This window comes from Erwinia sp. L03-1 (genome assembly GCF_058686115.1).
In genome coordinates this window covers 3171772-3197463 of record NZ_CM178762.1, presented here as the reverse complement: position 1 = coordinate 3197463, position 25692 = coordinate 3171772, and the positions used below count along the sequence as shown (strand labels likewise).

Annotated in this window: 19 protein-coding genes and 7 tRNA genes; 4 read left to right on the top strand and 22 right to left on the bottom strand. The window is 54.2% G+C overall.

All coding sequences use genetic code 11. The features are described 5' to 3' along the window. Window positions 1–73 precede the first annotated feature (73 nt). The 10 genes from AC4PCC_RS14745 to miaB form a co-directional block, all read right to left on the bottom strand. The gene (locus tag AC4PCC_RS14745) at window positions 74–799 is read right to left on the bottom strand and encodes an amino acid ABC transporter ATP-binding protein (protein ID WP_492125006.1); all 726 of its coding nucleotides are present in this window, start codon (window positions 797–799) and stop codon (window positions 74–76) included. After that, on the bottom strand, window positions 800–1477 hold the full coding sequence (gene gltK / locus AC4PCC_RS14740) for a glutamate/aspartate ABC transporter permease GltK (protein ID WP_067705535.1): 678 nt from the start codon (window positions 1475–1477) through the stop codon (window positions 800–802). Then, entirely contained in the window at window positions 1477–2217 is a 741-nt protein-coding gene (locus AC4PCC_RS14735) for an amino acid ABC transporter permease (RefSeq protein ID WP_067705536.1), read from the bottom strand. Before AC4PCC_RS14735 ends, gltK begins: the two co-directional genes overlap by 1 nt. 196 nt (window positions 2218–2413) lie before the next feature. Then, on the bottom strand, window positions 2414–3262 hold the full coding sequence (locus AC4PCC_RS14730) for a glutamate/aspartate ABC transporter substrate-binding protein (RefSeq protein ID WP_492127533.1): 849 nt from the start codon (window positions 3260–3262) through the stop codon (window positions 2414–2416). A 1579-nt stretch (window positions 3263–4841) separates the two neighbouring features. Continuing rightward, entirely contained in the window at window positions 4842–5075 is a 234-nt protein-coding gene (locus AC4PCC_RS14725; protein ID WP_492125005.1) for a hypothetical protein, read from the bottom strand. Window positions 5076–5294: 219 nt separating this feature from the next. Continuing rightward, the gene (gene lnt, locus AC4PCC_RS14720) at window positions 5295–6833 is read right to left on the bottom strand and encodes an apolipoprotein N-acyltransferase (protein ID WP_345831148.1); all 1539 of its coding nucleotides are present in this window, start codon (window positions 6831–6833) and stop codon (window positions 5295–5297) included. Window positions 6834–6839: 6 nt separating this feature from the next. Next, window positions 6840–7718, bottom strand: coding sequence for a CNNM family magnesium/cobalt transport protein CorC (corC, locus tag AC4PCC_RS14715; RefSeq protein ID WP_345831149.1), 879 nt, complete (start codon window positions 7716–7718; stop codon window positions 6840–6842). Window positions 7719–7809: 91 nt separating this feature from the next. After that, a complete protein-coding gene (gene ybeY / locus AC4PCC_RS14710; RefSeq protein WP_492125004.1) occupies window positions 7810–8283 on the bottom strand; it encodes an rRNA maturation RNase YbeY in 474 nt (157 codons plus the stop codon). Then, window positions 8280–9341, bottom strand: a complete 1062-nt coding sequence (locus tag AC4PCC_RS14705; RefSeq protein WP_492125003.1) for a PhoH family protein — start codon at window positions 9339–9341, stop codon at window positions 8280–8282. The genes ybeY and AC4PCC_RS14705 overlap by 4 nt, the downstream gene beginning before the upstream one ends. 210 nt (window positions 9342–9551) lie before the next feature. After that, a complete protein-coding gene (miaB, locus tag AC4PCC_RS14700; protein ID WP_067703645.1) occupies window positions 9552–10976 on the bottom strand; it encodes a tRNA (N6-isopentenyl adenosine(37)-C2)-methylthiotransferase MiaB in 1425 nt (474 codons plus the stop codon). Window positions 10977–11171: 195 nt separating this feature from the next. On the opposite strand from miaB, the gene ubiF reads away from it, so the two are divergent. Continuing rightward, on the top strand, window positions 11172–12350 hold the full coding sequence (ubiF, locus tag AC4PCC_RS14695; RefSeq protein ID WP_492125002.1) for a 3-demethoxyubiquinol 3-hydroxylase: 1179 nt from the start codon (window positions 11172–11174) through the stop codon (window positions 12348–12350). Between the two features lie 291 nt (window positions 12351–12641). Here the strand turns inward: ubiF and AC4PCC_RS14690 are convergent. The 12 genes from AC4PCC_RS14690 to nagB all read right to left on the bottom strand — a co-directional run bounded on the left by AC4PCC_RS14690 (window position 12642) and on the right by nagB (window position 19564). Next, window positions 12642–12716 (bottom strand) — tRNA-Gln (locus AC4PCC_RS14690). A 40-nt stretch (window positions 12717–12756) separates the two neighbouring features. Beyond that, window positions 12757–12831 (bottom strand) — tRNA-Gln (locus tag AC4PCC_RS14685). Between the two features lie 7 nt (window positions 12832–12838). After that, window positions 12839–12915 (bottom strand) — tRNA-Met (locus tag AC4PCC_RS14680). A 37-nt stretch (window positions 12916–12952) separates the two neighbouring features. Further along, window positions 12953–13027 (bottom strand) — tRNA-Gln (locus AC4PCC_RS14675). A 38-nt stretch (window positions 13028–13065) separates the two neighbouring features. Next, window positions 13066–13140: transfer RNA gene (locus AC4PCC_RS14670), tRNA-Gln, on the bottom strand. Between the two features lie 23 nt (window positions 13141–13163). Next, window positions 13164–13248, bottom strand: a tRNA-Leu gene (locus tag AC4PCC_RS14665). 7 nt (window positions 13249–13255) lie between these two features. Further along, window positions 13256–13332, bottom strand: a tRNA-Met gene (locus AC4PCC_RS14660). Between the two features lie 218 nt (window positions 13333–13550). Further along, complete coding sequence (gene asnB, locus AC4PCC_RS14655; protein WP_492125001.1) at window positions 13551–15218, bottom strand: asparagine synthase B; 1668 nt, start codon at window positions 15216–15218, stop codon at window positions 13551–13553. A 260-nt stretch (window positions 15219–15478) separates the two neighbouring features. Further along, entirely contained in the window at window positions 15479–16246 is a 768-nt protein-coding gene (locus tag AC4PCC_RS14650) for an HAD-IIA family hydrolase (RefSeq protein WP_067703648.1), read from the bottom strand. Between the two features lie 17 nt (window positions 16247–16263). Next, window positions 16264–17481: a DNA-binding transcriptional regulator NagC gene (gene nagC, locus AC4PCC_RS14645; RefSeq protein ID WP_492125000.1), complete on the bottom strand. Its 1218-nt coding sequence runs from the start codon at window positions 17479–17481 to the stop codon at window positions 16264–16266. 7 nt (window positions 17482–17488) lie between these two features. Beyond that, the gene (gene nagA / locus AC4PCC_RS14640) at window positions 17489–18637 is read right to left on the bottom strand and encodes an N-acetylglucosamine-6-phosphate deacetylase (protein WP_492124999.1); all 1149 of its coding nucleotides are present in this window, start codon (window positions 18635–18637) and stop codon (window positions 17489–17491) included. 126 nt (window positions 18638–18763) lie between these two features. After that, window positions 18764–19564: a glucosamine-6-phosphate deaminase gene (gene nagB, locus AC4PCC_RS14635; protein ID WP_492124998.1), complete on the bottom strand. Its 801-nt coding sequence runs from the start codon at window positions 19562–19564 to the stop codon at window positions 18764–18766. 328 nt (window positions 19565–19892) lie between these two features. Here nagB and nagE point away from each other — a divergent pair, with 328 nt between their 5' ends. The 3 genes from nagE (at window position 19893) to chiP (ending at window position 25662) form a co-directional block, all read left to right on the top strand. Then, the gene (gene nagE / locus AC4PCC_RS14630; protein WP_492124997.1) at window positions 19893–21848 is read left to right on the top strand and encodes a PTS N-acetyl glucosamine transporter subunit IIABC; all 1956 of its coding nucleotides are present in this window, start codon (window positions 19893–19895) and stop codon (window positions 21846–21848) included. Between the two features lie 153 nt (window positions 21849–22001). Continuing rightward, complete coding sequence (gene glnS / locus AC4PCC_RS14625; protein WP_492124996.1) at window positions 22002–23666, top strand: glutamine--tRNA ligase; 1665 nt, start codon at window positions 22002–22004, stop codon at window positions 23664–23666. A gap of 592 nt (window positions 23667–24258) precedes the next feature. Continuing rightward, on the top strand, window positions 24259–25662 hold the full coding sequence (gene chiP, locus AC4PCC_RS14620) for a chitoporin ChiP (RefSeq protein WP_492124995.1): 1404 nt from the start codon (window positions 24259–24261) through the stop codon (window positions 25660–25662). Window positions 25663–25692 lie beyond the last annotated feature (30 nt).

Here is a 25692-nt window from a genome sequence, read left to right as displayed (position 1 = left end):
AGCTTTAGCCAAAGCCACGCAATCTCAGGCTTTAGCCACAGCCATGCAAGCTCAGGCTTTAACCAAAGCCACATTAGTGCAGTATTTTCGCCAGGAAATCTCTGGCGCGATCGGATTGCGGGTTATTGAAGAAATCATCTTTTGGCGAGTCTTCCACGATTTTTCCCTCATCCATAAAGATAACCCGGTTAGCCACCTTACGTGCAAAACCCATTTCGTGCGTGACCACCATCATGGTCATCCCCTCATTAGCCAGCTCCACCATCACGTCCAGCACTTCGTTGATCATCTCGGGGTCCAGCGCCGACGTTGGCTCATCGAATAGCATGGCGATCGGATCCATACAGAGCGCGCGGGCAATGGCTACGCGCTGCTGCTGCCCCCCCGATAGCTGGCCTGGGTGCTTGTTGGCATGAGCTGAAAGGCCAACCCGGGCCAGCAGCTTCAGTCCCTTCTCTCGCGCTTCGTCTTTGTTGCGTTTCAGCACCTTTACCTGCGCAATGGTCAGGTTTTCGACAATCGTCAGATGAGGAAACAGCTCGAAATGCTGGAAGACCATGCCGACATGAGAACGCAGCTGGGCCAGATTGGTACGCTTGTCGTTAACGGCGGTGCCGTTGACTTCAATATTGCCTTTCTGCACCGGCTCCAGCCCGTTGACCGTTTTGATCAGCGTGGACTTACCCGAACCTGACGGGCCGCACACCACCACCACTTCGCCTTTTTTGACTTCGGTAGAGCAGTCGGTCAGCACATGAAAGTGACCGTACCACTTAGAAACGTTTTTCAGGGTAATCATTTAAACTGTCCTTTTTTTCTTTAAGTAGCTGACCAGCAGTGAGGCGCTAAGGCTGATAACGAAATAGACCGCACCGGCAAACAGCACCATTTCAATCTCCGTGCCGTTGTTGATACCGATGGTATCTGCGGTTCTGAAGAAGTCTGCCAGGCTAAGCACGTAGACCAGGGAGGTATCCTGGAACAGCACAATCCCCTGAGTAAGCAGCAGAGGGATCATGGCGCGAAAGGCCTGCGGCAGTATAATTAGTTTCATTGACTGCCACGGCGTCATCCCCAGCGCCAGCGCGGCTTTCCCCTGTCCGCCCGCGATACTGATAATCCCGGCGCGAATAATTTCCGAATAGTAGGCCGCCTCAAACAGCGAGAAGGCCACCATCGCCGAGATCAGACGGATATCGGTCTTTGGCGAGATGCCCAGTACCTGTTGCAGAAAGCTGGGGACTACCAAATAGAACCATAGCAGCACCATAACCAGCGGCACCGAACGGAACAGATTGACATACAGTTTCGCAAACCAGCTGACGGCTTTGATGCTGGACAGACGCATAATCGCCAGCAGCGTCCCCCAGATAATGCCAAAAACAATGGCCGTCACGGTGATTTTCAGCGTGATGACCAGACCTTTCGCCAGATAAGGCAGGTTAGGAACGATGGTGCTCCAGTCAAATTCGTACATTATTTGCCTCCCATGCCGCCGGGGAGCCGCACTTTGCGCTCAACCAGGCTCATCAGCAGCATCACCACCACGTTGATCGCGATATAGGCGACGGTGATAGCGGTAAAAGATTCATAGGCATGTGCGGAGTAATCCAGCAGCTTGCCCGCCTGCGCGGCCATATCGACCAGCCCGATGGTTGAGGCGATAGCGGAGTTCTTGACCAGATTAAGCATTTCTGAGGTCATCGGCGGCACAATAACCCGATAGGCATTAGGCAGCAGAACGTAGCGATAGGTCTGCGGGAGCGTTAGCCCCATCGCCAGCCCGGCATTTTTCTGACCGCTCGGGAGTGACTGGATTGCGGCCCGCACCTGTTCGCAAACGCGGGCGGCGGTAAACAGTCCCAGGCAGATGACCGAGCAGCTAAAAAACTGAATATTGGGATTGAGCTCCGATTTAAACCACATGCCGATACTTTCAGGCAGCAGTTCCGGCACCACCAGATACCAGATGAAGAACTGTACGATCAGCGGAACGTTACGAAACAGCTCGACGTAGCAGGTGCCGAGGGAGGAAAGCAGGCGATTGGGCACGGTTCGCAAAATGCCAAACAGCGAGCCGACCAGGAAAGCAATTATCCATGCACAGATTGAGACGGCAATGGTGACCTGAAAGCCGGACCACAGCCATCCCAGATAGGTGGTATTACCGAATGGGGCCTGTTGCAGAAAAATTCCCCAGTTCCAGTCGATTGACATAAATGGCTCCGTTAAAAAAAGGGTAGCGAGGCTACCCTGAAGATTGATGAGAGGCTCTTTCAGTGCGCCGTGGGGAACGACCACGTTACACTCTTCGCCTGGTACGGCCGTTACGGTCACGACCGGGCAGGCTGTTGTCTGTCCGGGCCTGTTTTCAACAATCAGAGGGCGAAGATGAACGCCCTTATTTTCATTATTAGTTCAGAACTTTGTCGTTTGGCGTTTTGAATGTCGCTTTCATATCATCCGACAGGCTAAAGTTCATATTGAGGTTTTTAGGAGGAATGGGCTGGCTGAACCATTTACCAAACCATTTTTCTGCCTCGCCGGACGTCTGGGCTTTCGCGATGGTGTCATCCATCAGCGTTTTGAAATCGCTATCACCCTTGCGCAGCATGCAGCCATAGGCCTCTTTCGACTGAGGCGTACCCACGATTTCCCAGTTATCCGGTTTTTTCGCCTTGGCTCGCTCACCGGCCAGCAGGGCATCATCCATCATAAAGGCCACCGCACGGCCGCTTTCGAGCGTACGGAAAGAGTCGCCGTGGTCTTTGGCGCTGATGATGCGCATGCCCATTTTTTTGTCATCATTGAGCTTATTCAGCAGAATTTCGGAGGTGGTGCCGGAGGTGACCACCACGGTTTTGCCTTTAAGATCGGGGAAGTCTTTAATCGGGCTGCCTTTTTTCACCAGCAGACGGGTGCCGATAACGAAAATGGTATCGGAGAAAGCGGCCTGCTGTTGGCGTTCTGCGTTGTTGGTGGTTGATCCACACTCAAAATCGTAGGTGCCGTTTTGCAGCAGGGGGATACGGTTTTGTGAGGTGATGGGTAACATTTTCACCTGTAAATCCGGTTTATTCAGTTTGGCTTTGATCGCCGCAACGATGGCGTCCGAGTAGTCCTGTGAATAACCGATAACTTTTTGCTGGTTATCGTAATAAGAGAAAGGAACCGACGATTCGCGGTGGCCGACAACTACCACGCCATTTTTGGCAATTTTGTCCAGGGTGGTGGTTTGAGGTGCATCTGCTGCGTGGGTCATCCCAACTGCAAGGCCAGAAAGTGCAAGGCATAGCCCAAGCTTCCGAAATTTCATCTCCAACTCCTTCATTTAGTGCGCTCAATAAAGCGCGCCGATTATGATGTTATGGTTTTTGACTGCTTGCTGCTTTTCTTTATATCCCAGGGCATAGCCGCACGGTGGACAGCCCTAACATAGCCGAATGTTAACGTAATGAAACAAAAAAGTTTCCTTTTTGCGAACTGTGCCGCACCAAAGAGGGGCATCTTTTTTGCGCTGCGCCGCCGTGGGGCGGGAAATGAACCGTTACAGTGCGGACACTCTGTTTTAAGAGGAATGTTGCAGGCCGGATACAATTTCTGCGTAATATTTTGCAATCATCGTGCCAAAGTGTGTGTGTTGAAACCGTTGTGGACACAGGAGGTTAAGTGGGGCAATTGGGTTGGGGGTTCCAAAAAAAATCAGCGGGGGATGTTGTTCTGTTTTTAGATGGCACGACGTTGGGTGCGATAAGACCGGGAGTGTCGTCTGCGGCTGGTACCTGGTGCTGTAAGGGCTGGGATGTCGCCAATGGGTGGTGCAAAGGCTGGGGTGGTCGCCAACGTGTGGGGCCCGGTGTGACAGAGGCCCTTGTGGTCGCCAGGGGGTAGGGGTGTGGTCGCCAACGGGTGGTGCCCGGTGCCTGGCGGTCCTCACGCCGCGCGTTGCGCGGTGCCTTCGCTCCGCTCGTCGACCTTTCGGACCGGGCATGACGTGACATCCCTGTCCCGACATGCCCTTGTGCCAGCATCCCTGCTGGCCCATCCGGGTCTTCCTCCCTGCGCTCAGCGCTGCGGATTGCCTGTCACCGGGCCCCACCCGCTGGCTCCTTTTGCATTGTGCAGGCTGCGGGGGGTAAATAATCTCTTTAGGCAGGTTTGAAAACTGAAAGAAGTCTGCAAAAAAACAAGAAAACTCCTCTGCTAAAGACTCAGTGCCGTCGCCAGCTGGTCGTATCTGGTATGCGGGAGATCTGGCGAATGTCGCCTGCGTATTGAGCCCATAGCTGTAAGGGCAGGGCCTGGTCGCCTACGGGTGGGGCCCGATGCTGCACAGGCCTGGGGTGTCGCCTACGAGTGGTGCCCGGTGCCAGGCGGTCCTCGCGCCGCGCGTGGCGCGGTGCCTTCGCTCCGCTCGTCGACCTTTCGGACCGGGCATGACGTGACATCCCTGTCCCGACATGCCCTTGTGCCAGCATCCCTGCTGGCCCATCCGGGTCTTCCTTCCTGCGCTCAGCGCTGCGGATTGCCTGTCACCGGGCCCCACCCGTTTGCTTATTGCACTGTGCTGGCTGCGGGTAAGGGCGGTATCGGAGATTCCCGGAAACTCTTCGTCAGATATGAATGCGTACAGGAAATATGCAATGACCAAAATAGTTGGGATATGAAGAAAATCAGAAGACTGAGAGTGCACAGTTTGTTGTGACTGGTTTTTCGTGGTGCAGATAAATGACCTAAATAGCGGCACCAAAAACTAAATCGAAAAGTGAGCCGAATCCTGCGCGAGAGCAAACCTTAACGGGGATAGGCTCGGAAATCTGTGGACAGATAAACGGTTTTACTCAAAGCGGCCCAGAAGCCTGAGAGGTGGATAATCCCTGCGGGTGACGGGCATTCCGCAGCGCTGCGGCGAAGACGGAAGGCCAGGCGAGAGCAGCAGGGATGCTGCACTCAGGGAGCGGCGGGCAGGGATGCCCGCTCGCGACCGTGCCGTCCGGCCCGGAGTCGGAGCCAAAGGCACCAGGCAAAGCCTGTAGCTGCGACGCCCGGCAACCGCAGGGATTATCCACCGACACAGCAAAAATCCCAGCCTGCACAACTCACCGGCAATCGCCGAGATTATCCACCGGCTTCTCAGATATCGCCGCTGTATGAGAGACCCGCACCGCAGCCCCAACAGTCAGTCGAAACCAAAGGGACCAGCAAAGCCTGTAGCTGCGATGGCCAACAAACGCTGGAATTATTAACCGGCCAAACAAATCCCGGCCGGTTAAACCGTTCGACTAATACCGAAATCAGGCGCGATGGCGATTTCTGATACCGAGAACTACGGCGATGAAACCAAACAACAGCGTGATAACCCATACAGATGCGTTACCGAAGCGGGCATAAGGCGTCAGACCCTGAGTGGGTACCACCTGCATCGCCAATACGCGGGCGGTAAACTGTGGGATCATCTCCTCCGCATCGCCATCGGCATTAATCACCGCCGTTACGCCATTATTGGTGTCGCGAAGCAAAGGGCGGCCCAGCTCAAGCGCCCGCATTCTGGCCATCTGGAAATGCTGCCATGGGCCGATTGAGTGGCCAAACCAGGCATCGTTAGAGATGGTCAGCAGGAAATCCGTATCCGGACGGAAATTATCCCGGACCTGCTGCCCCAGCACGATCTCATAACAGATAGCCGCGGTCAGATTCACCCCAGCCACCTTCAGCTGGGGTTGAATATAGTCACCCCGGCTGAAAGAAGACATCGGTAAATCGAAAAAGGGTGCCAGCGGTCGCAGCAAACTCTCCAGCGGGACAAACTCCCCAAAGGGCACCAGATGATTTTTCTGATAGCGGTTCTTACTGCTATAGCTATAGGGCTGCTCACCGCCTAACACGATAATCGAGTTATAGTCATGATAGCGATTATGCTCCAGACGGGAATCAACGATGCCGGTCACCAGGCTACTGCCCTGAGAACGTAACTCCTCATCGACCGACTTCAGGAAAGGCTGCTGATTGCTCTCAAGATCCGGAATGGCCGATTCGGGCCAGATTATCAGCGGTGCTTTGCCCACAAACGGACGGGTGAGCGCAGTATAGGTTTTCAGGGTATTGATCAGCTGGTTAGGATCCCATTTCAGCGACTGAGGAATATTCCCCTGCACCAGCGCGACATTAATGGCGCGCTCTGGCATTGCCTGATACCAGCTAAGCTGACGCAGCGGCCAGGGAAGCAGAAGCAAAGCCAGCGCCACGACGGCGGCTATCCAGTGGCGCTTCACCACGGCGTAAACCGCCAGCCCCGCGACCATCATCAGCACAAAGGTAATGCCTTCAACGCCCAGTAATGGACCCAGTCCTTTGAGCGGACCGTCAATCTGGCTATAGCCGAACTGTAGCCATGGAAAGCCCGTCAGGATCCAGCCACGCAGAAACTCGGTGACCTGCCATAGCGCCGGCGCCGCAATAACCAGGCGAACAAACGTGGTTCGGGGAAACAGGCGGTTAAGCACGGCGGCAAATAGCAGCGTGAACAGCGAAAGCCAGGCGGCCAGCAGGATAACCAGGAAAACGTTGACCGGCCCCGGCATTCCCCCGAAGGTGGCGATACTGACATAGACCCAGTTAATACCACTGCCGAACAGGCCCATCCCCCATACAAAGCCTATCGCCGTGGCCTGACGGACCGATCGATTAAGGGTAAGGGCCAGCAGGCCCACCAGCGACACAATAGCCGCTGGCCAGAAATCATAAGGCGAAAATGAAAGGGTGCCACAGGCACCCGTCAACAGCGCTAAAAGCAGGCGAACCCGCTGGCGCTGATAGAGTGAAGCAATAGCCATTGCGAATTATTCTTCCAAAATCGGTTGCGGCGAATTTTCCGGAATTCTGACGTGAACCTGAATGATACGACGGCTGTCCGCCATGGCGACTTTGAACTGATAGCCGTCAATTTCGATGCTTTCACCGCGCGCAGGCAGGTGACCAAACGCCTGCATCACCAGACCGCCGATGGTATCGACCTCTTCATCGCTGAAGCTGGTGTCGAAAATGTCATTGAAATCTTCAATCGGCGTCAGGGCGCGCAGGGTATAGGTATGGCGACTCAGCTGACGGATATCACGATCTTCTTCATCGTCATATTCATCTTCGATCTCACCCACAATCAGCTCAAGGATGTCCTCGATGGTCACCAGCCCGGAAACGCCGCCAAATTCATCAATGACAATCGCCATATGATAACGCTGTGAGCGGAACTCCTTGAGCATACGGTCAACGCGCTTGCTCTCAGGCACCACCACGGCCGGGCGCAAAACCATCTCCATGCTGAACGGCGCCGATCCGCTGGTCATAAAAGGCAGCAGATCCTTTGCCATCAGGATACCTTCAACGTGATCTTTATCTTCGCTGATGACCGGGAAACGGGAGTGGGCCGACTCTATAATGGTATCCAGACAGGTTTCCAGCGTCTGATTACGCTTCAGAGTGACCATCTGTGAGCGGGGGATCATGATGTCCCGAACGCGCTGCCCGGCAATATCCATCACGCCTTCAAGCATGTCCCGGGTATCGGGATCGATCAGCTCGTTCTGTTCGGAGTCGCGGATAAGCTCTAACAGGTCATCACGGTTTTTAGGCTCACCGTGAAATAGCTGGTTGAGGAGAAGGGTAAAGAATCCCTTTTTACTACTGGGACTGTCATTATTCTGTGAATGGTCATCGCTCATGGCGTTTTTGTTTCTGTCACTCTTGTCGTGAGAAGAAGATATCCCTGCCGCGACAGGCGAGGCAGGGATGGTATCAGGCCAGCTGGCCTGCTTAGGGTAACGCTTTCTCCGAAATGTACGGGTCGTCATAGCCAAGAGCAAGCATTATCTCGGTCTCGATCGACTCCATCTCTTCGGCTTCGTCGTCTTCAATGTGGTCATAACCCAGTAAATGCAGGCTACCGTGAATAACCATGTGCGCCCAGTGGGCCAGCAGCGGTTTTTCCTGCTCAGCCGCTTCCTGCTCCACAACCTGGCGGCAAATGATCAGATCGCCAAGCAGCGGAAGCTCGATACCCGGCGGGGCTTCGAACGGGAAAGAGAGGACGTTAGTCGGCTTATCTTTACTTCTGTAGGTGTGATTCAGCATGCGGCTTTCCGCATCATCAACCACACGAATTGTCACTTCACTCTCTTCCTGGAACTGAGGCAGAACCGCCTCCAGCCAGCCCTGAAAATCAGATTCAGCCGGCAGGCCCTCCACCTTTTCGCAGGCAAGCTGCAAATCAAGAATTACGGTACTCATTTTGGCTCCTGCGCGGCGAGCTGAAGCGCCAGAGCTTCACGCTTGCGCTCTTCGGCCTGTGCGTCACGGCGTTTTTGATCGGCCGCTTCCCAGGCTTCATAAGCGATAACCACGCGGGCAACCACCGGATGGCGTACCACGTCTTCGCTGTGGAAGAAGTTAAAGCTAATGTCGTCCACCTCTGAAAGCACCTCAATGGCGTGGCGCAGGCCGGACTTGAGGTTACGCGGCAGGTCAATCTGCGTCACGTCGCCGGTGATGACCGCTTTAGAGTTAAACCCGATGCGTGTCAGAAACATTTTCATCTGTTCAATGGTGGTGTTCTGGCTTTCATCGAGAATAATAAAGGCGTCGTTGAGCGTACGACCGCGCATATACGCCAGCGGCGCAACTTCAATCACGTTTCGCTCAATCAGCTTTTCCACGCGCTCAAAGCCCAGCATTTCAAACAGCGCGTCATACAGGGGACGCAGGTAGGGGTCTACCTTCTGGCTGAGATCGCCCGGCAGGAAGCCGAGCTTTTCACCGGCCTCGACCGCAGGACGCGTCAGCATGATGCGGCGCACTTCCTGGCGCTCCAGCGCATCAACGGCGGCCGCCACGGCCAGATAGGTTTTACCCGTACCCGCCGGACCGATGCCAAAGGTGATGTCGTGATCGAGCACGTTGGCAACGTACTGCGCCTGGTTGGGCGTACGCGGCTTGATTACGCCGCGTTTGGTCTTAATATTTACCGCCTTGCCAAACTCAGGCACGTGGTCATCAGCCTGCTCCAGCACCCGATTCTCTTTAATCGCCAGATGGATCTGTTCCGGATCGATATCCGGAATATGGCCCCGCACCGGTGCCGTATCCACATACAGATCGCGCAGAATAGTTGCGGCAGCATTGACGCACAGGGCTTTGCCGACCAGCTTGAACGCGTTGTCACGGCGGTTGATTTCAATGCCTAACCGACGCTCAAGCTGCTTGATATTGTCGTCAAACGGGCCACAAAGGCTCAGCAGACGGTGGTTATCAGCGGGATCTAAGGTAATTTCGCGTGTTTCGATATTCAAACTAATCCTTTGGGTCGCTCAGGGCCAGTTGAGGACGGTGTATTATGGCAGCGCCGCACTGTTTAGCGGCAATAGCATAAGAGAATTATTTATGGCTGCACATGAATGTGCAAGCGTATAAAAAGATATTTGGGCGACGGTTCCGGAAACCAAGGGCGCTGCGCGGGAATTCATGCGGCAAACCCGGAGGCCTGCCGCAAAAGGGTAGGATCAGGGCTGGAAGGAGCCTACGCCCAGCTCGTTCTCTTTACGCGTACGCGCAATGACGGAAGCCGGGGATTCAATGCTGCGCAGGTCCATTTGATCTTCCGTCCGCACCACCACGCCGCGCAGGGAGTTGGTATAAACGTCAACAATCTCGACATCGACAAATTTGCCAATCATCGCTGGCGTTCCTTCGAAATTCACCACGCGGTTATTTTCCGTACGGCCGGACATCTCCATCACGTTTTTACGTGAGGTGCCCTCCACCAAAATACGCTGTACGGTGCCCATCATCCGGCGGCTCCATACCATTGCCTGCTGGGTAATACGCTCCTGAAGACGCCACAGGCGCTGCTTTTTCTCCTCTTCCGGTACGTCGTCCGGCAGATCGGCTGCCGGGGTGCCGGGGCGGGCGGAGTAGATAAAGCTAAAGCTCATATCGAAATTCACATCGGCAATCAGCTTCATTGTCTGCTCAAAATCCTGTTCGGTTTCGCCAGGGAAGCCGATAATGAAATCGGAGCTAATCTGAATGGTGGGGCGCGCCGCAATCAGCTTGCGAATAATCGCCTTGTATTCCAGCGCGGTATGAGCACGCTTCATCAGGGTCAGAATACGATCCGCACCGCTCTGCACCGGCAGGTGCAGGAAGCTCACCAGCTCAGGTGTGTCGCGGTAGACATCAATAATGTCGTCGGTGAACTCAATAGGGTGGCTGGTGGTAAAGCGAATGCGGTCGATGCCGTCAATGGCGGCCACCAGACGCAGCAGATCGGCGAAGCTACAGATTTCACCATCAAAGCTCTCACCCCGGTAAGCGTTCACGTTCTGACCGAGCAGGTTAACTTCACGCACGCCCTGGGCAGCAAGCTGGGCTATCTCGAACAGAATATCATCGCAGGGGCGGCTGACTTCTTCACCACGGGTGTAGGGCACCACGCAGAAGGTACAGTATTTGTTGCAGCCTTCCATAATGGAGACGAAAGCCGATGGCCCCTCTGCGCGGGGTTCGGGCAGCCGATCGAATTTTTCGATTTCCGGGAAGCTGATATCCACAACCGGGCTTTTCGAACCGCGTACGGTGTTGATCATCTCCGGCAGACGGTGCAGCGTTTGGGGTCCAAAAACGATATCAACATAGCTGGCGCGTTGACGGATGTGCTCGCCTTCCTGCGAGGCCACGCAGCCGCCGACGCCAATAATCAGGTCAGGGTTGCTCTCCTTCAGCGTTCTCCAACGGCCAAGCTGATGGAACACTTTTTCCTGGGCCTTTTCACGAATCGAGCAGGTGTTAAGCAGCAGAATGTCGGCCTCTTCCGCGACGTCGGTCAGCGTGAAGCCATGCGTGCTGTTTAACAGGTCAGCCATCTTGGATGAGTCATACTCATTCATCTGACAGCCCCAGGTTTTGATATGCAGTTTTTGGGTCATCTGGTTGCCATTTATCATGCAGGAAGGAATGCAGGGCGCGTATTGTAATGCTTTGCTGCGGTGGTGACCAGCATACAGGCTTTTACGTTTACGATTTCAACTGGCCCCGCAAAATCCGATACACTAAGGGTAACAAATTGTCCCTTACAGGTGTAGAGGTAAGGGCACCGTAGTCCACCGGTAAAGGATAAAATAATGACAGGACATACGCGGAACGAGGATATCGTCATTGTTGGCGGCGGGATGGTGGGAGCCGCGCTGGCCAGCGGACTGACGACGCAGGGATTTAAGGTGGTGGTGCTTGAACAGCAGGCACCTGCCCAGTTTGATCCACAGAGCAATCCCGACGTCAGGATTTCTGCCATCAGTGCAGCCTCGGTAGACCTGCTTAAGCAGCTTGAGGTCTGGCCTCGGGTGCAGCAGATGCGCGCCACGCCCTACCGCCGGCTGGAAACCTGGGAGTGGCATACCGCACAGGTGGGATTTGACGCGCAGTCGCTGGGGCTGCCGGAATTAGGTTTTATGGTGGAAAATAGCGTACTGCAAAGCGCGCTCTGGCAGCGGCTCACGCAGCAGGATGTGAGTCTGATTGCGCCTGCCCGCCTTCAGGACCTGCAACCCTGCAACGGCGGCTGGCGTCTGCGCCTAGAAAGCGGCGAGGAGATCACCGCCCGGATGGTGGTGGGTGCCGATGGTGCTAACTCTCAGGTGAGGCAGCTGGCAGGAATGGGCATTCACGGCTGGAATTATGCACAGTCCTGCATGCTTATCAGCGTCCGCTGCGATCGGGATGCCGGTGACTGTACCTGGCAGCAATTCACACCGAATGGCCCGCGCGCATTTTTACCGCTGTCCGACGGGTGGGCTTCGCTGGTGTGGTACGACAGCCCGGCACGTATTCGACAGCTCCAGGCCATGAGCATGCAGCAGCTGGAGCTGGAAATTATCAAACATTTTCCGGCAAGGCTGGGGCACGTTAAGCCGGTTACCGCCGGATCCTTTCCTCTGGTGCGCCGCCACGCGATTCGCTATGTGCTACCCGGACTGGCGCTGGTGGGCGATGCCGCACACACCATCAATCCGCTGGCAGGGCAGGGCGTTAACCTGGGCTATCGCGACGTGGACGCGTTGATTAACACGCTAACGGCTGCGCGTGATAAAGCCGAGGACTGGGCATCGGCGGGCGTACTGCGCCGCTATCAGCGTCAGCGGCAAACCGACAATATGCTTATGCAGAGCGGGATGGATCTCTTTTACTTCGCCTTTAGCAACCAGTCTGCGCCGCTGCGCGTTATGCGTAATCTTGGGCTGATGATGGCCGAGCGCTCGGGCGTATTGAAGCGCCAGGCGTTACGCTACGCGCTAGGCCTTTAAATCGCTCTCCCGCTGAATGGCGGTCTCAAATAGTGCTACCGGTGGCGGCAAAGTAACAGGCAGACCACCGGACGCAGGGATGCGCGAGCCGGGGCTCCATAGAGAGATTCTCACCCTACCCGCGTTGTGCATGGCGCAACCTGGTCAGGCAACAGTATGGTGCAGTGTTCTGCTCAGTTATTGGTATGTTGCGGGTAGTCAGGATAAGACTTGCGCGGTATGGCCGTGAGGGGGAGGCCCTGATAAACAGCAGACGTAAAAAAGCCCGCAAAAGCGGGCTTCTTTACTTAATGGCTGGGGTGCAGGGATTCGAACCCCGGAATGCTGGTATCAGAAACCAGTGCCTTACCGCTTGGCGACACCCCAATTTCTTGGGTGCGATTCGCAATGCAAATCGTCTTTTTTATGGCTGGGGTGCAGGGATTCGAACCCCGGAATGCTGGTATCAGAAACCAGTGCCTTACCGCTTGGCGACACCCCAATAAAATTGGTGGCTACTACGGGAATCGAACCTGTGACCCCAGCATTATGAGTGCTGTGCTCTAACCAGCTGAGCTAAGTAGCCTAATTTTACTGCGTTACTACACTAACATATTTCTTAATGGCTGGGATACCTGGATTCGAACCAGGGAATGCCGGTATCAAAAACCGGTGCCTTACCGCTTGGCGATATCCCAATGTCCGTTTCACTCAGTACAGCGACCATCAAGAAAACTGGCTGGGGTACCTGGATTCGAACCAGGGAATGCCGGTATCAAAAACCGGTGCCTTACCGCTTGGCGATACCCCATCCGTGCAAAACCGCGATGATAATGGTGCGGGAGGCGAGACTTGAACTCGCACACCTTGCGGCGCCAGAACCTAAATCTGGTGCGTCTACCAATTTCGCCACTCCCGCAAAAAGATGGTGGCTACGACGGGAATCGAACCTGTGACCCCAGCATTATGAGTGCTGTGCTCTAACCAGCTGAGCTACGTAGCCATCTTTATTTCGCGCTACCTTCATCGGCGTTGCGGGGCGCATTATGCGGAGTTGACCTGAAAGCGTCAACAAGTTTTTTCCCGTTTTTGCCCTGAAATGCTTCGTTTGTCTGGCTTATAACCAGCCTGATGATTAAATCAACAAATTCTGAAGGTAACGTGCGCAAAACAAACGGTAAGGGGCCGGTAAGGCCTCGTTTTCACAGATAAAGTGTTCGCTTATTTATAGGCTGACTGATGCACGCCCACGGCACGACCGGATGGATCGTCCATGGTTTTGAACGCTTCATCCCACTCAATGGCTTTTGCCGATGAACAGGCGACCGAAGGACCGCCGGGAACGCATTCCGCCGCGCTGGGTAAAGGAAACAGCTCTTCAAAGATTTCACGGTACAGGTAGCCCTCTTTAGAGGTCGGCGTATTGTACGGAAAACGGAAGTGCGCCGTTTGCAGCTGCTGATCGGAGATCTGCTGTGCGGCCACCTCCTTCAGGCTGTCGATCCAGCTATAGCCAACGCCGTCAGAAAACTGTTCTTTTTGGCGCCATGCCACGCTTTCCGGCAGGTAAGAGGAGAAACACTCACGCAGGATGTGTTTTTCCATTTTGCCGTTGGCACCGCACATTTTATCTGCCGGATTGATGCGCATCGCCACGTCGAGGAATTTTTTGTCCAGGAAAGGCACGCGTGCCTCGACGCCCCAGGCTGACATCGCTTTGTTGGCACGGGCGCAGTCAAACATATGCAGGGCCAGCAGTTTGCGCACGTTTTCTTCGTGGAACTCTTTGGCATTCGGTGCCTTATGGAAGTAGAGATAGCCGCCAAATACCTCATCGGCCCCTTCGCCCGACAGCACCATTTTAATGCCCATCGCTTTGATTTTGCGTGACATCAGGTACATTGGCGTTGAGGCGCGAATGGTGGTGACGTCATAGGTTTCGATATGGTAAATCACGTCGCGGATGGCATCCAGACCCTCCTGCACGGTGAAATGAATCTCGTGGTGGACGGTACCAAGATGGTCAGCAACGGTTTTGGCGGCTTTCAGATCGGGTGAGCCTTCCAGACCGACGGCGAAGGAGTGCAGCTGTGGCCACCAGGCCTCGCTCTTATCCTGATCCTCAATGCGCTTCGCGGCATACTTTTTGGTCACGGCAGAAATAATCGAGGAGTCCAGCCCACCCGACAGCAAAACACCATAAGGCACATCAGACATCAGGTGGCTTTTCACCGCTTCTTCCAGCGCCTCTTTCAGCGCTGGTGCATCGGTTTTGTTGTGTTCAACAGCCTCATAGCTGAACCAGTCGCGCTGCCAGTAGCGGCGGATCTCACCGTCGGTGCTGGAGAGGTAGCTGCCCGGCGGGAACTCTTTCATGGTGCGGCAAACCGGCACCAGCGCTTTCATTTCCGAGGCAACAAACAGGTTACCATGCTCATCGTTACCCATATAAAGCGGGATAATACCGATATGATCGCGACCAATCAGCCAGGTGTTTTTAACGCTGTCATACAGAATAAAGGCGAACATGCCCTGCAGCTCGTCAAGGAAGTCGACGCCTTTTTCCTGATAGAGCGCGAGGATCACCTCGCAGTCGGATTCAGTCTGAAACTCGTAGCGGTCGCTCAGTTCGGCCCGCAGTGCCTGGTGGTTATAGATTTCACCGTTCACGGCCAGCACATGCGTATGGGCGGCGTTATACAGAGGCTGTGCGCCGTTGTTTACGTCAACAATTGACAGGCGTTCGTGTGAAAGAATCGCGTGCTCGTTGGCATAAACGCCGGACCAGTCCGGGCCACGGTGACGCATCAGACGTGAAAGCTCCAGAGCTTTCTTACGCAGTTCGGCAGAATCAGTTTTCAGATCCAGCACGCCAAAAATTGAACACATAGCTAACTCCCTCTCGACATCCCTGAACGGTGATGATGGTAATGTGAATCGTCAACGGCGACAGTTTTCGCCCTGTGACTATGAAAATGCGCTATCTGGCCCGGATGATGCAAGCGTTTTAGCCATTCTCTGAAAAATAGTCTGTTGCACTGCGGAGAATATTGATGGATCACCAGTAAACTGCGATTAAAATTGCATAATCGTCAATTTACGGGTGATTGTGTTTAAAAGATGAGCGGGGGCGGGAGGATGAGCCCGAATCAGATAATATCGATATCGGCCACTGACGGATAAATCCAGCTGGGACGGAAAGGCATAGCGTCAACATCGCTCATCGTCGAGACGCCTGACAGCACCAAAATTGTCTCCAGCCCGGCCTGGAAACCGGCCAGGATATCGGTACGCAGATTATCACCGACGATAACCGTCTCTTCCGAATGCGCCTGCATTTTATTGAGCGCGGCGCGAATGATCCATGGGCTTGGCTTGCCGACGTAAAAAGGCTTACGCCCGGAAATGACTTCGATCCCAGCGCAGAGGGCCCCGCAGGCTGGCACAAAACCCCTGGCGTGGGTGTCCGGATTGGTGGCAATAAAGCGGGCGCCGTTAGCAACGAACCAGGCCGCTTTATGCATCATGTCCCAATTGTAAGAGCGGGTCTCTCCGACAATGACAAAATCCGGGTTGATATCGGTGATGGTAAAGCCCGCTTTGTACAGTTCGTGGATCAGCGCGCCTTCGCCGACCACATACGCCTTTTTCCCCTCCTGACGCCGCAGAAAATCAGCCGTCGCCATGGCGGAGGTATAAAAGACGCTGTCCGGCAGATCGATTCCTGCCGAGGCAAAACGGTTGGAGAGGTCAAGCGCGGTCTGCGACGGGTAATTCGTCAGCACCACCAGGGGTAATCCCCTGGCTAAAATGCGTTGCAGAAAATCGTTGGCACCCGGCACCGCCGTATTATCGTGCATTAACACGCCATCAATATCGCAGATGACATTTTTAATCGTACTGCTTTCGCTGTTCATCAGGGTTAAAGCGCTCATCAACCTTCCAGTAAGTGTTGTAATAAGATGCCGTTAAGCATGGCACGTTTCGCCAGAGCGAAAGCGCCGATGCCTGAACGATGGTCCAGTTCGGAACGAACGACCGGCAGATTTTTGCGAAAGGCTTTCAGCACCTGCGTATTAATGCAGCCCTCAATGGCCGGCAATAACAACTTTTCCGCCTCAGTAATCTCACCGGCAATCACCACCTTTTGTGGGTTAAAGAGGTTTATTGCAATGGCAACGGCTTTGCCGAGATAGCGGCCAACGTGTTCAATGACTTCGGTCGCCAGCGCATCTCCACGGTTAGCAGCCTGACAGATCTGGTGAATACCACACTCCTCGCGCAGGACGCTGGCATAGCCCTGGGACAACAGGTGACGTACGCGTTTTTCAATCGCGCTATTCGCCGCAATGGTTTCCAGACAGCCGAAATTGCCGCAGTAGCAGCGCTCCCCCAGCGGATCCACCTGAATATGACCCAGCTCGCCAACGTTGCCATTGCTGCCGAGAAAAATATGGCCATTGGCGATAATCCCGGCCCCGGTACCGCGATGCACGCGCACTAAGATGGAGTCAGCGCAGTCGCGGGAGGCACCAAAGTAGTGCTCGGCCAGGGCCAGACTACGAATATCGTGGCCGACAAAGCTGGTGACGTTAAAACGTGCCTGCAGGTTTGCGACCAGCGGCCAGCAGTTGACGTTGATATGTGGCATATAGCGGATAATCCCGTTAACCGGGTCGACCAGCCCGGGTAAAATAACGGCAATGGCAATCAGCTCACGCAGCTTTCGCTCGTACTGTTCCATAAAGCGGGCGATGGCGTTAAACAGGGCGTGTTCCAGGGTCTCCTGGGTGCGTTCTGGCAGGGCATAATCTTCCTGAGCCAGGGATTTTCCACTGAGGTCGAAAAGGGTGAGTGTGGCATCGCTGCGTCCCAGACGGATGCCGATAGTGTTGAATCCCCGCGTTTCGGTAATGATTGAGATGGCGCGGCGGCCTCCGGTAGAGGCCTGCTGATCCACTTCTTTGATCAGCCCGCGTTCAATAAGCTGACGGGTAATTTTGGTGACGCTGGCGGGAGCAAGCTGACTGTGCTCGGCAATCTGAATACGTGAAATCGGTCCTTGCTGATCGATTAGCCGGTATACGGCTGCGCTATTAAGCTGCTTAACTAAATCAACGTTTCCTATCTGAGCCTGTCCGCCGCTGGTCATTCCGTATCTACTCGCTTAAGACCTCGTCACCGTTAACGATAGTCTGGATTATTTTATAATCACGGGTGAAAACGGTCAGGTTCGCCACTTTTCCGGCTTCAACTGAACCTAACGTGTTCTCAATTCCCATTGCCCGGGCCGGATAAAGCGTTGCCATGCGGAGCGTCTCATCGAGAGAAATACCGACATGTTCGACGCAGTTCGCCACCGCTTCGATCATCGTCAGTGCTGAACCACTCAGCGTGCCCTGTTCGTCAACGCACAGCCCATTCCGATAGTATATTGTTTTTCCTGCGAAAATAAATTGGTCAATATTAGCCCCGGCTGGCGCGGTGGCATCCGTCACCAGTATTAGCCTGTCACCCTTGATACGCTTAGCATTGCGAATATTTGCGTAATGCACGTGCAGGCCGTCTGCGATAATCCCGCTGTAGACCTCCGGTGCGTCAAACAGGGCACCGATCAGGCCCGGCTCGCGTCCGGTGAGGGTAGGCATTGCGTTATAAAGATGGGTGGAGAAACTGATCCCGGCGTTAATGCCAGTACGGGCTTCATGATAGGTGGCATGAGAATGACCGCTGGACACCACAATGCCCGTACTGACCAGCTGACGGATAATCTCGGGTTCCACCTCTTCCGGCGCGAGGGTTATCTTACTGATAACATCGGCATTCTCACACAGGAAATCGACCAGCGCCTGAGAAGGGCGACGGATCAGGGCCGGGTTATGGGTGCCGGGTTTGCGTGGGCTGAGCCACGGGCCTTCCAGATGCAGGCCCAGAGCCTGGTGGGTATTTTGCGCCAGATAAGCCCGCATCACCTCGACGGCACGCTTCATCATGTCGTCAGTACTGGTAATAAGAGTTGGCAGAAAACTGGTACAGCCCGCTTTCTCATTGGTTTTCTGCATGGTGTTCAGGGTGTCGACGCTAAGTGCAGCCATATCATCATTAAACTGCACGCCGCCGCAGCCGTTAAGCTGAAGATCGATAAAGCCGGGAGCAATAATCGCGCCGCCCGTATCGCGCCTTTCAATGTCTGCCGGAAGTTCATCGGCGGCGCAAACGCGTTCAATCAGGCCATTTTTGATGACAACTGCATGATTTTCGAGTATCTCATAGCCGGTAAAAACGCGGCCATTGGTTAAAGCGTACATATTTTCTCCCGGCATATCCGGCTTAATGGCTAACGCTTTGCCGGGCTGGGGGCAGTCACCCAGCCCGGCCGTGTACGCTGTGGTACAGGCGAAAGCCACTTTGCCGCTCTGTGTTGAGCTGATGATTTACAGACTTTTCACGCTTTCCGCTTCCATTTCGCGGAAGTATTTAACGGTTTTGACCTTCAGTTCCATTGTTGCGGGTTCATCACAGACCACGATGGAGCGGGCATGAAGCTGGAGACAGCTGATGGTCCACATGTGGTTGACGTTCCCCTCAACGGCAGCCTGCAGCGCCTGGGCCTTAGCGTGACCGATGACCAGAATCATCACTTCCTCCGCGTCAAGCAGAGTGCCCACGCCGACGGTGAGGGCATATTTAGGCACTTTTTCCACATCCCCGCCGAAGAAGCGCGAGTTAGCCACGCGGGTTTCATGCGTCAGGGTTTTGATACGGGTACGTGAAGCCAGGGAAGAGGCCGGTTCGTTAAAAGCGATATGGCCATCGTTGCCTACGCCGCCCATAAACAGATGGATTTTACCGAGCGCACGGATCTTCTCTTCATACTGACGACACTCCAGGTCAATATCTTCTGCATTACCGTTCAGAAGATTAATGTTTTCCGATGGAATATCAACATGGTCGAAGAAGTTGCGGTACATAAAGCTGTGGTAGCTTTCGGGATGTTCCTTTGGCAGGCCGACATACTCATCCATATTGAAGGTGATCACATGCCTGAAGCTGATCTGGCCCGCTTTATGCATATCAATCAGATGGCGATAGGCTTCAAGCGGCGTACCACCGGTGGGCAGGCCAAGCACAAAAGGGCGGTCTGCCGTCGGGTTAAAGGCATTGATGCGATCGACAATATGGCGTGCGGCCCATTTGCCCACCTGCGTGGGGGTTGCGAGAGGAATCAGTCTCATGTATCACCTCATATAAATATTGAAGGGGGTCAGCGGTGTAAGGCGCATAGCAGTAAGCAAGCGTAACGTGTTCCGGGCATCATCCGCGAGGGATAAATCCGTGCTGATATTTCGGATCATAAAATAAGTGGCTACATATGACCAGACTATTGTGAGCTTATCTGCATTTATGGGTGATAAAAGTCACATTACGGCGCTTTTAATTTGCGAAGCGAATTAATTTTTTCTTACACTCCGTCAGGTGATTTTACTATGATGCAAAATCAAACTGGCCGTTATAAAAACGCAAAACGGTAATCGGTGCCTTAACGGGTCTTTAGGGGGAAGGATGAATATTTTAGGATTTTTTCAAAGGCTGGGGCGATCGTTGCAACTGCCCATCGCGGTGCTGCCTGTTGCGGCCCTTATGCTGCGCTTTGGGCAACCCGATTTACTGAATATGCCGTTTATCGCCCAGGGCGGTGGGGCAATTTTTGACAACCTCGCGCTGATTTTTGCTATCGGCGTCGCATCTACCTGGTCAAAAGACAATGCGGGCCCCGCGGCGCTGGCCGGAGCCGTGGGTTATTTCATTATGACCAAGGCCATGGTGACCATAAATCCGGCCATTAATATGGGCGTACTGGCGGGGATCATTACCGGGCTGGTGGCCGGAATGACCTATAACCGCTGGTCGGATATTAAACTGCCGGAGTTCCTGAGCTTCTTTGGTGGCAAACGCTTTGTGCCAATAGCGACCGGGTTCTTCTGTCTGATTCTGGCGGCGGTATTTGGCTATATCTGGCCGCCCGTTCAGGCCGCCATTCAAAGCGGGGGCGAGTGGATTGTCTCTGAGGGCGCGCTGGGTGCGGGCATATTTGGCTTTGTTAACCGCCTGCTGATCCCAACGGGTCTCCATCAGGTGCTGAATACTATTGCCTGGTTCCAGATTGGTGAGTACACCAATGCGGCGGGCGCGGTTTTCCACGGCGACATCAACCGCTTCTATGCCGGTGACGGCACCGCGGGCATGTTTATGTCAGGCTTCTTCCCCATTATGATGTTTGGTCTTCCCGGTGCCGCGCTGGCAATGTACCTGGCTGCACCTAAGGCTCGCCGTCCCCTCGTTGGAGGGATGCTGCTGTCGGTTGCGGTCACTGCATTCCTTACCGGTGTGACCGAGCCGCTGGAATTCCTGTTTATGTTCCTTGCGCCGCTGCTGTATCTGGTCCACGCCATCCTGACCGGCATCAGCCTGTTTGTTGCCACGGCACTGAACATTCACGCGGGCTTCTCCTTCTCGGCGGGGGCAATTGACTATGTGCTGATGTATAAGCTACCCGCCGCCAGCAACAATGTCTGGATGCTGCTGGTGATGGGGGCAATCGCCTTTATCGTTTACTTCGTGCTCTTCACCGCGATTATCAAAATATTCAATCTGAAAACGCCGGGGCGCGATGACGGCACGGATGATCAGTCTGCCGGAGAGAGTGCTAACAGTAATACCGAAGAAGGGATGGAAACGCTTGCCCGTCAGTACATTGGCGCGGTTGGCGGCAGTGATAACCTCAAAATTATTGATGCCTGTATCACCCGTCTGCGCCTGTCGGTGAACGATTCAGCCATGATCAATGATGCAGCCTGTAAGCGTCTCGGCGCGTCTGGCGTCATCAAGCTGAACAAACAAACGGTTCAGGTGATTGTGGGTGCCAAAGCGGAATCTATCGCAGAAGAGATGAAAAAGGTCATCGCTAAAGCGAGCATTGCCCCCCTTGCTTCCCACGATGTAGCTGAAAAGGCCAGTGCTTCTGCGCCGCCGCAGGCGGTGCCGAACGCGGCGAAAGGTATCGTGGCGACGCTGGTGGCCCCGGTTAGCGGTGAGGTGGTTGCGATTGAACAGGTACCGGATGAAGCCTTCGCCAGCAAAGCGGTCGGAGACGGACTGGCTATCAGACCGACCAGCAGCATCGTGGTTTCACCGGCCGCGGGTACGGTGGTTAAAATCTTTAACACTAACCATGCGTTCTGCCTTGAAACGGAGAAGGGCGTCGAAGTGGTGGTGCATATGGGACTGGACACCGTGGCGCTGGCAGGGAAGGGCTTTACCCGGCTGGTTGAAGAGGGCGCGGTCGTCACTGCCGGGCAGCCGGTGCTGGAGATGGATCTGGCCTGGCTGAATGCCAACGCCCGTTCGATGATTAGCCCGGTTGTGGTGAGTAATATTGACGACTACAGCAGCCTGCAACTGGCGGCGGGTGGAACGGTGATTGCAGGTGAGACTCGCCTGTTTGACGTCCACGGCTAGCCTCTGAAGAGATAGCCGATCAGGGCGGGAAGAGATCCCCGCCCTTTTTTTTGCCTCGCCGCTAACAAACGGTTGTTTCCCTTCCCTGCTTTGTGGATCATACTCCGTTATTTCACGTACTAATTTACGCTAAGCATCCCTGAGGACATTGAGATGAGTGAGGCAGAAGCCCGCCCAACTAACTTTATTCGTCAGATTATTGACGAAGACCTGGCGAACGGTAAGCACAATAGTGTTCATACCCGCTTCCCGCCCGAGCCTAACGGCTATCTGCATATTGGTCATGCCAAATCAATCTGCCTGAATTTTGGCATTGCTCAGGACTATCAGGGTCAATGTAACCTGCGCTTTGATGACACTAACCCGGTGAAAGAAGATCTGGAGTTTGTGGAGTCAATTAAGAAAGATGTGCAGTGGCTTGGTTTTGAGTGGAGCGGCGAGGTCCGTTACTCATCTGATTATTTTGATCAGCTGCATCACTACGCCGTTGAACTCATTACTAAAGGCCTGGCCTACGTTGATGAGCTGTCGCCGGAGCAGATCCGCGAATATCGTGGGACGCTAACGTCGCCGGGAAAAAACAGTCCGTATCGCGATCGCAGCGTGAGCGATAACCTCGCGCTGTTTGAAAAAATGCGTAACGGCGGCTTTGCCGAAGGAACCGCCTGTCTGCGCGCCAAAATCGATATGGCCTCCAACTTTATCGTTATGCGCGACCCGGTGCTGTACCGCATTAAATTTGCCGAGCATCACCAGACCGGTAAAAAGTGGTGCATCTATCCGATGTATGACTTCACCCACTGCATTTCCGATGCGCTGGAAGGGATAACCCATTCACTCTGTACGCTGGAATTCCAGGATAACCGTCGCCTCTATGACTGGGTGTTGGATAACATCACCATTCCTGCCCACCCCCGGCAGTACGAATTTTCCCGTCTGAATCTTGAATACGCCATTATGTCCAAGCGTAAACTGACCCAGCTGGTCAGCGAAAAGATTGTTGAAGGGTGGGACGACCCGCGCATGCTGACCGTGTCCGGCCTGCGTCGTCGTGGCTACACTGCAGGCGCTATTCGTGAGTTCTGCCGCCGCATTGGTGTGACCAAACAGGACAACATTGTTGAAATGGCCTCGCTTGAGTCGTGCATCCGTGACGATCTTAATGAAAATGCGCCGCGCGCTATGGCCGTGCTTGATCCGGTGAAGCTGGTGATTGAAAACCTGCCGGCTAATCACGAAGAGATCCTCACCATGCCTAATCATCCGAATAAGCCGGAAATGGGAACGCGTGAGGTGCCGTTCAGCCGCGAAATTTACATTGACCGCGCTGACTTCCGTGAAGAGGCTAACAAGCAGTATAAGCGTCTGGTGCTGGGCAAAGAAGTGCGTCTGCGCAATGCGTACGTTATCCGGGCTGAGCGCGTGGCGAAGGATGAAGCGGGTAACATCACCTGCCTGTTCTGTACCTGCGATACCGATACACTGAGTAAAGATCCCGCTGATGGCCGCAAGGTGAAAGGCGTTATCCACTGGGTGTCGGCTGAGCATGCGCTGCCCGCCGAGTTCCGCCTCTACGATCGTCTTTTCAGCGTGGCCAATCCGGCAGCGGCAGAAGACTTCCTGACCACCATCAATTCTGAGTCGCTGGTTATTCGTTCAGGATTTGTGGAACGCAGCCTGTCGGGTGCACAGGCAGAAAGCCCGTATCAGTTTGAGCGTGAAGGCTACTTCTGTGCCGACCGCACTTCAGGCGTTAACGGGCTGGTGTTTAACCGTACCGTGGGTCTGCGTGACACCTGGGCGAAGGCGGGAGAGTAATCTTTCGCCCTTGCGGGTAAGCGCTGTGCGCTGAAATAACCCTGTGGGTTAAGAATTGGCCGGGGGGAATCCCCTGGCTGATTCTTGCAGCAAAATGGATTACCGCCGGGTTTACATCGTGAGTTGCACTTACCATTACGTTCCACTGCCCATTACGTTCCACTTCACCTGACGTTACCCTTCCATCACATTTCGCCCCTCATCCGTGTAAACCTGTTTTAAGATGTGCTGCGGCTTATCGTCGAGACAGCATACCTCTTATTCGCTACCCCTGTTCCCGCGACTAAAAATAATTGCGGCGTGAATCGCGTATCCGCTCTTGATTAATTGGATAAGCGCGGCACAAAGCATTACAGCCTGCTGTTAATTAATTCCGTAATGACTAAATTCGCCTTTATTATTCCAATAATGGCCAGAGCAGTCGATATTATGTGTCGACGATCATACTTTGGCAGATGCCTTTATTTATATATTGATAATTCGCGTCGCGAAAAATATTATCCATACAGCATCTGAAGGGTGCCTGTCTTTATAAGAAATATTATTTTTACTGTTTCAGGATTGTTAAATTTACAATGAGAGGGATTTCTCAATGCATATCTCTGACCCGGCGCGTCGTGCGCTGACGCTATCCGTTGCCGTTATTTCTACTCTCTCCACGCTGTCAATAAGTCCTCAGGCCAGCGCCACGGGATTTATCGAGGATTCTACCCTGAGTGGTGGAGTTTATTACTGGCAGCGACATCGAGAAAGAAAAGATCTTGACCCCGACAGCGATAAATACGGGAACTATCAGCAAAACCTCCATCACTCGACATTCAACGGCAGCCTGGATTTTTCATCCGGCTATCTGGCTGATTTTATTGGTCTCGATCTGGCCGTCTTTGGCGCGCTGGAGATGTCAGGCAAGGGGCCTGCCGCACCCAACGAAATAGGCTTTAGCGACGCGAAAACGCGCTGGGATGAAAAGTGGGGCGGGGATAAAAACGGCGCGTCAATATATAAAGCGGCGTTAAAGTTTAAGCAGGGTGATTACTGGCTACGTGCTGGCTATTTACAGCCCACCGGTCAGACGCTGATGGCATCGCACTGGAGTTTTTTACCCGGTACTTATCGTGGCGCTGAAGTTGGCTTTGATCGTGATTTCGATGAGGCGGGCGCGTTCTCGATGTCATGGATGTGGAGCGACCGATATAAAGCACCCTGGTATAGAAATACCTATCATTTTCGGCAGGCTGATGGAAAAACGCCCGTGCGCTATCTGCATTCAATCGGCATGAAATATGATTTCAAAAATCAGCTGGTGCTGGAAGCTGCATTCGGGCAGGCCGCGGATTACATGGATCAGTATTTTACTAAAGTCTCTTATGATTTTCCGGTTGCCGGAAATAATCTCAGCACCAGCTGGCAGTTTTATGGCGCAAAAGATAAGGCGCACGGCGGCGTTGCAAACGTTAATGATGTGTATGACGGCCTGGCCTGGCTACAGGCGCTGACGCTGGGCTACACCCTGGGAGCCTTTGATTTCAGACTGGAAGGCACCTGGGTGAAGGCCGAAGGGAATCAGGGGTTTTTCCTGCAACGGATGACGCCAGGCTATGCCACGTCGAACGGGCGGCTGGACGTGTGGTGGGATTCACGCTCTGACTTTAATGCCAACGGTGAAAAAGCCCTGTTTGCCGGGGTGAGCTGGGATTTAACCAACTGGTCGCTCCCCGGATGGAGCCTTGGCACCTCCCGTGCCTGGGGATGGGATGCCAAACCTGCCAGCAACGCGGCCTGGGATCGCCACGCTCGCCTGAAAGAATCAGCCTGGAATCTCGATCTGATGCACACCGTGCAGGCGGGCTGGGCCAAAGGCACGTTGTACAAACTGCACTATACCCGCTACGACAACCACTCCTCGCTGCCCAGCTTTAGTGGGGGATACGGCAATATCTTCCAGGATGAGCAGGACGTGAAATTTATCGTCATCGCACCATTCACTATTTTTTAACCATTCCGCAGGCGGGGCAGAGGCCCCGTC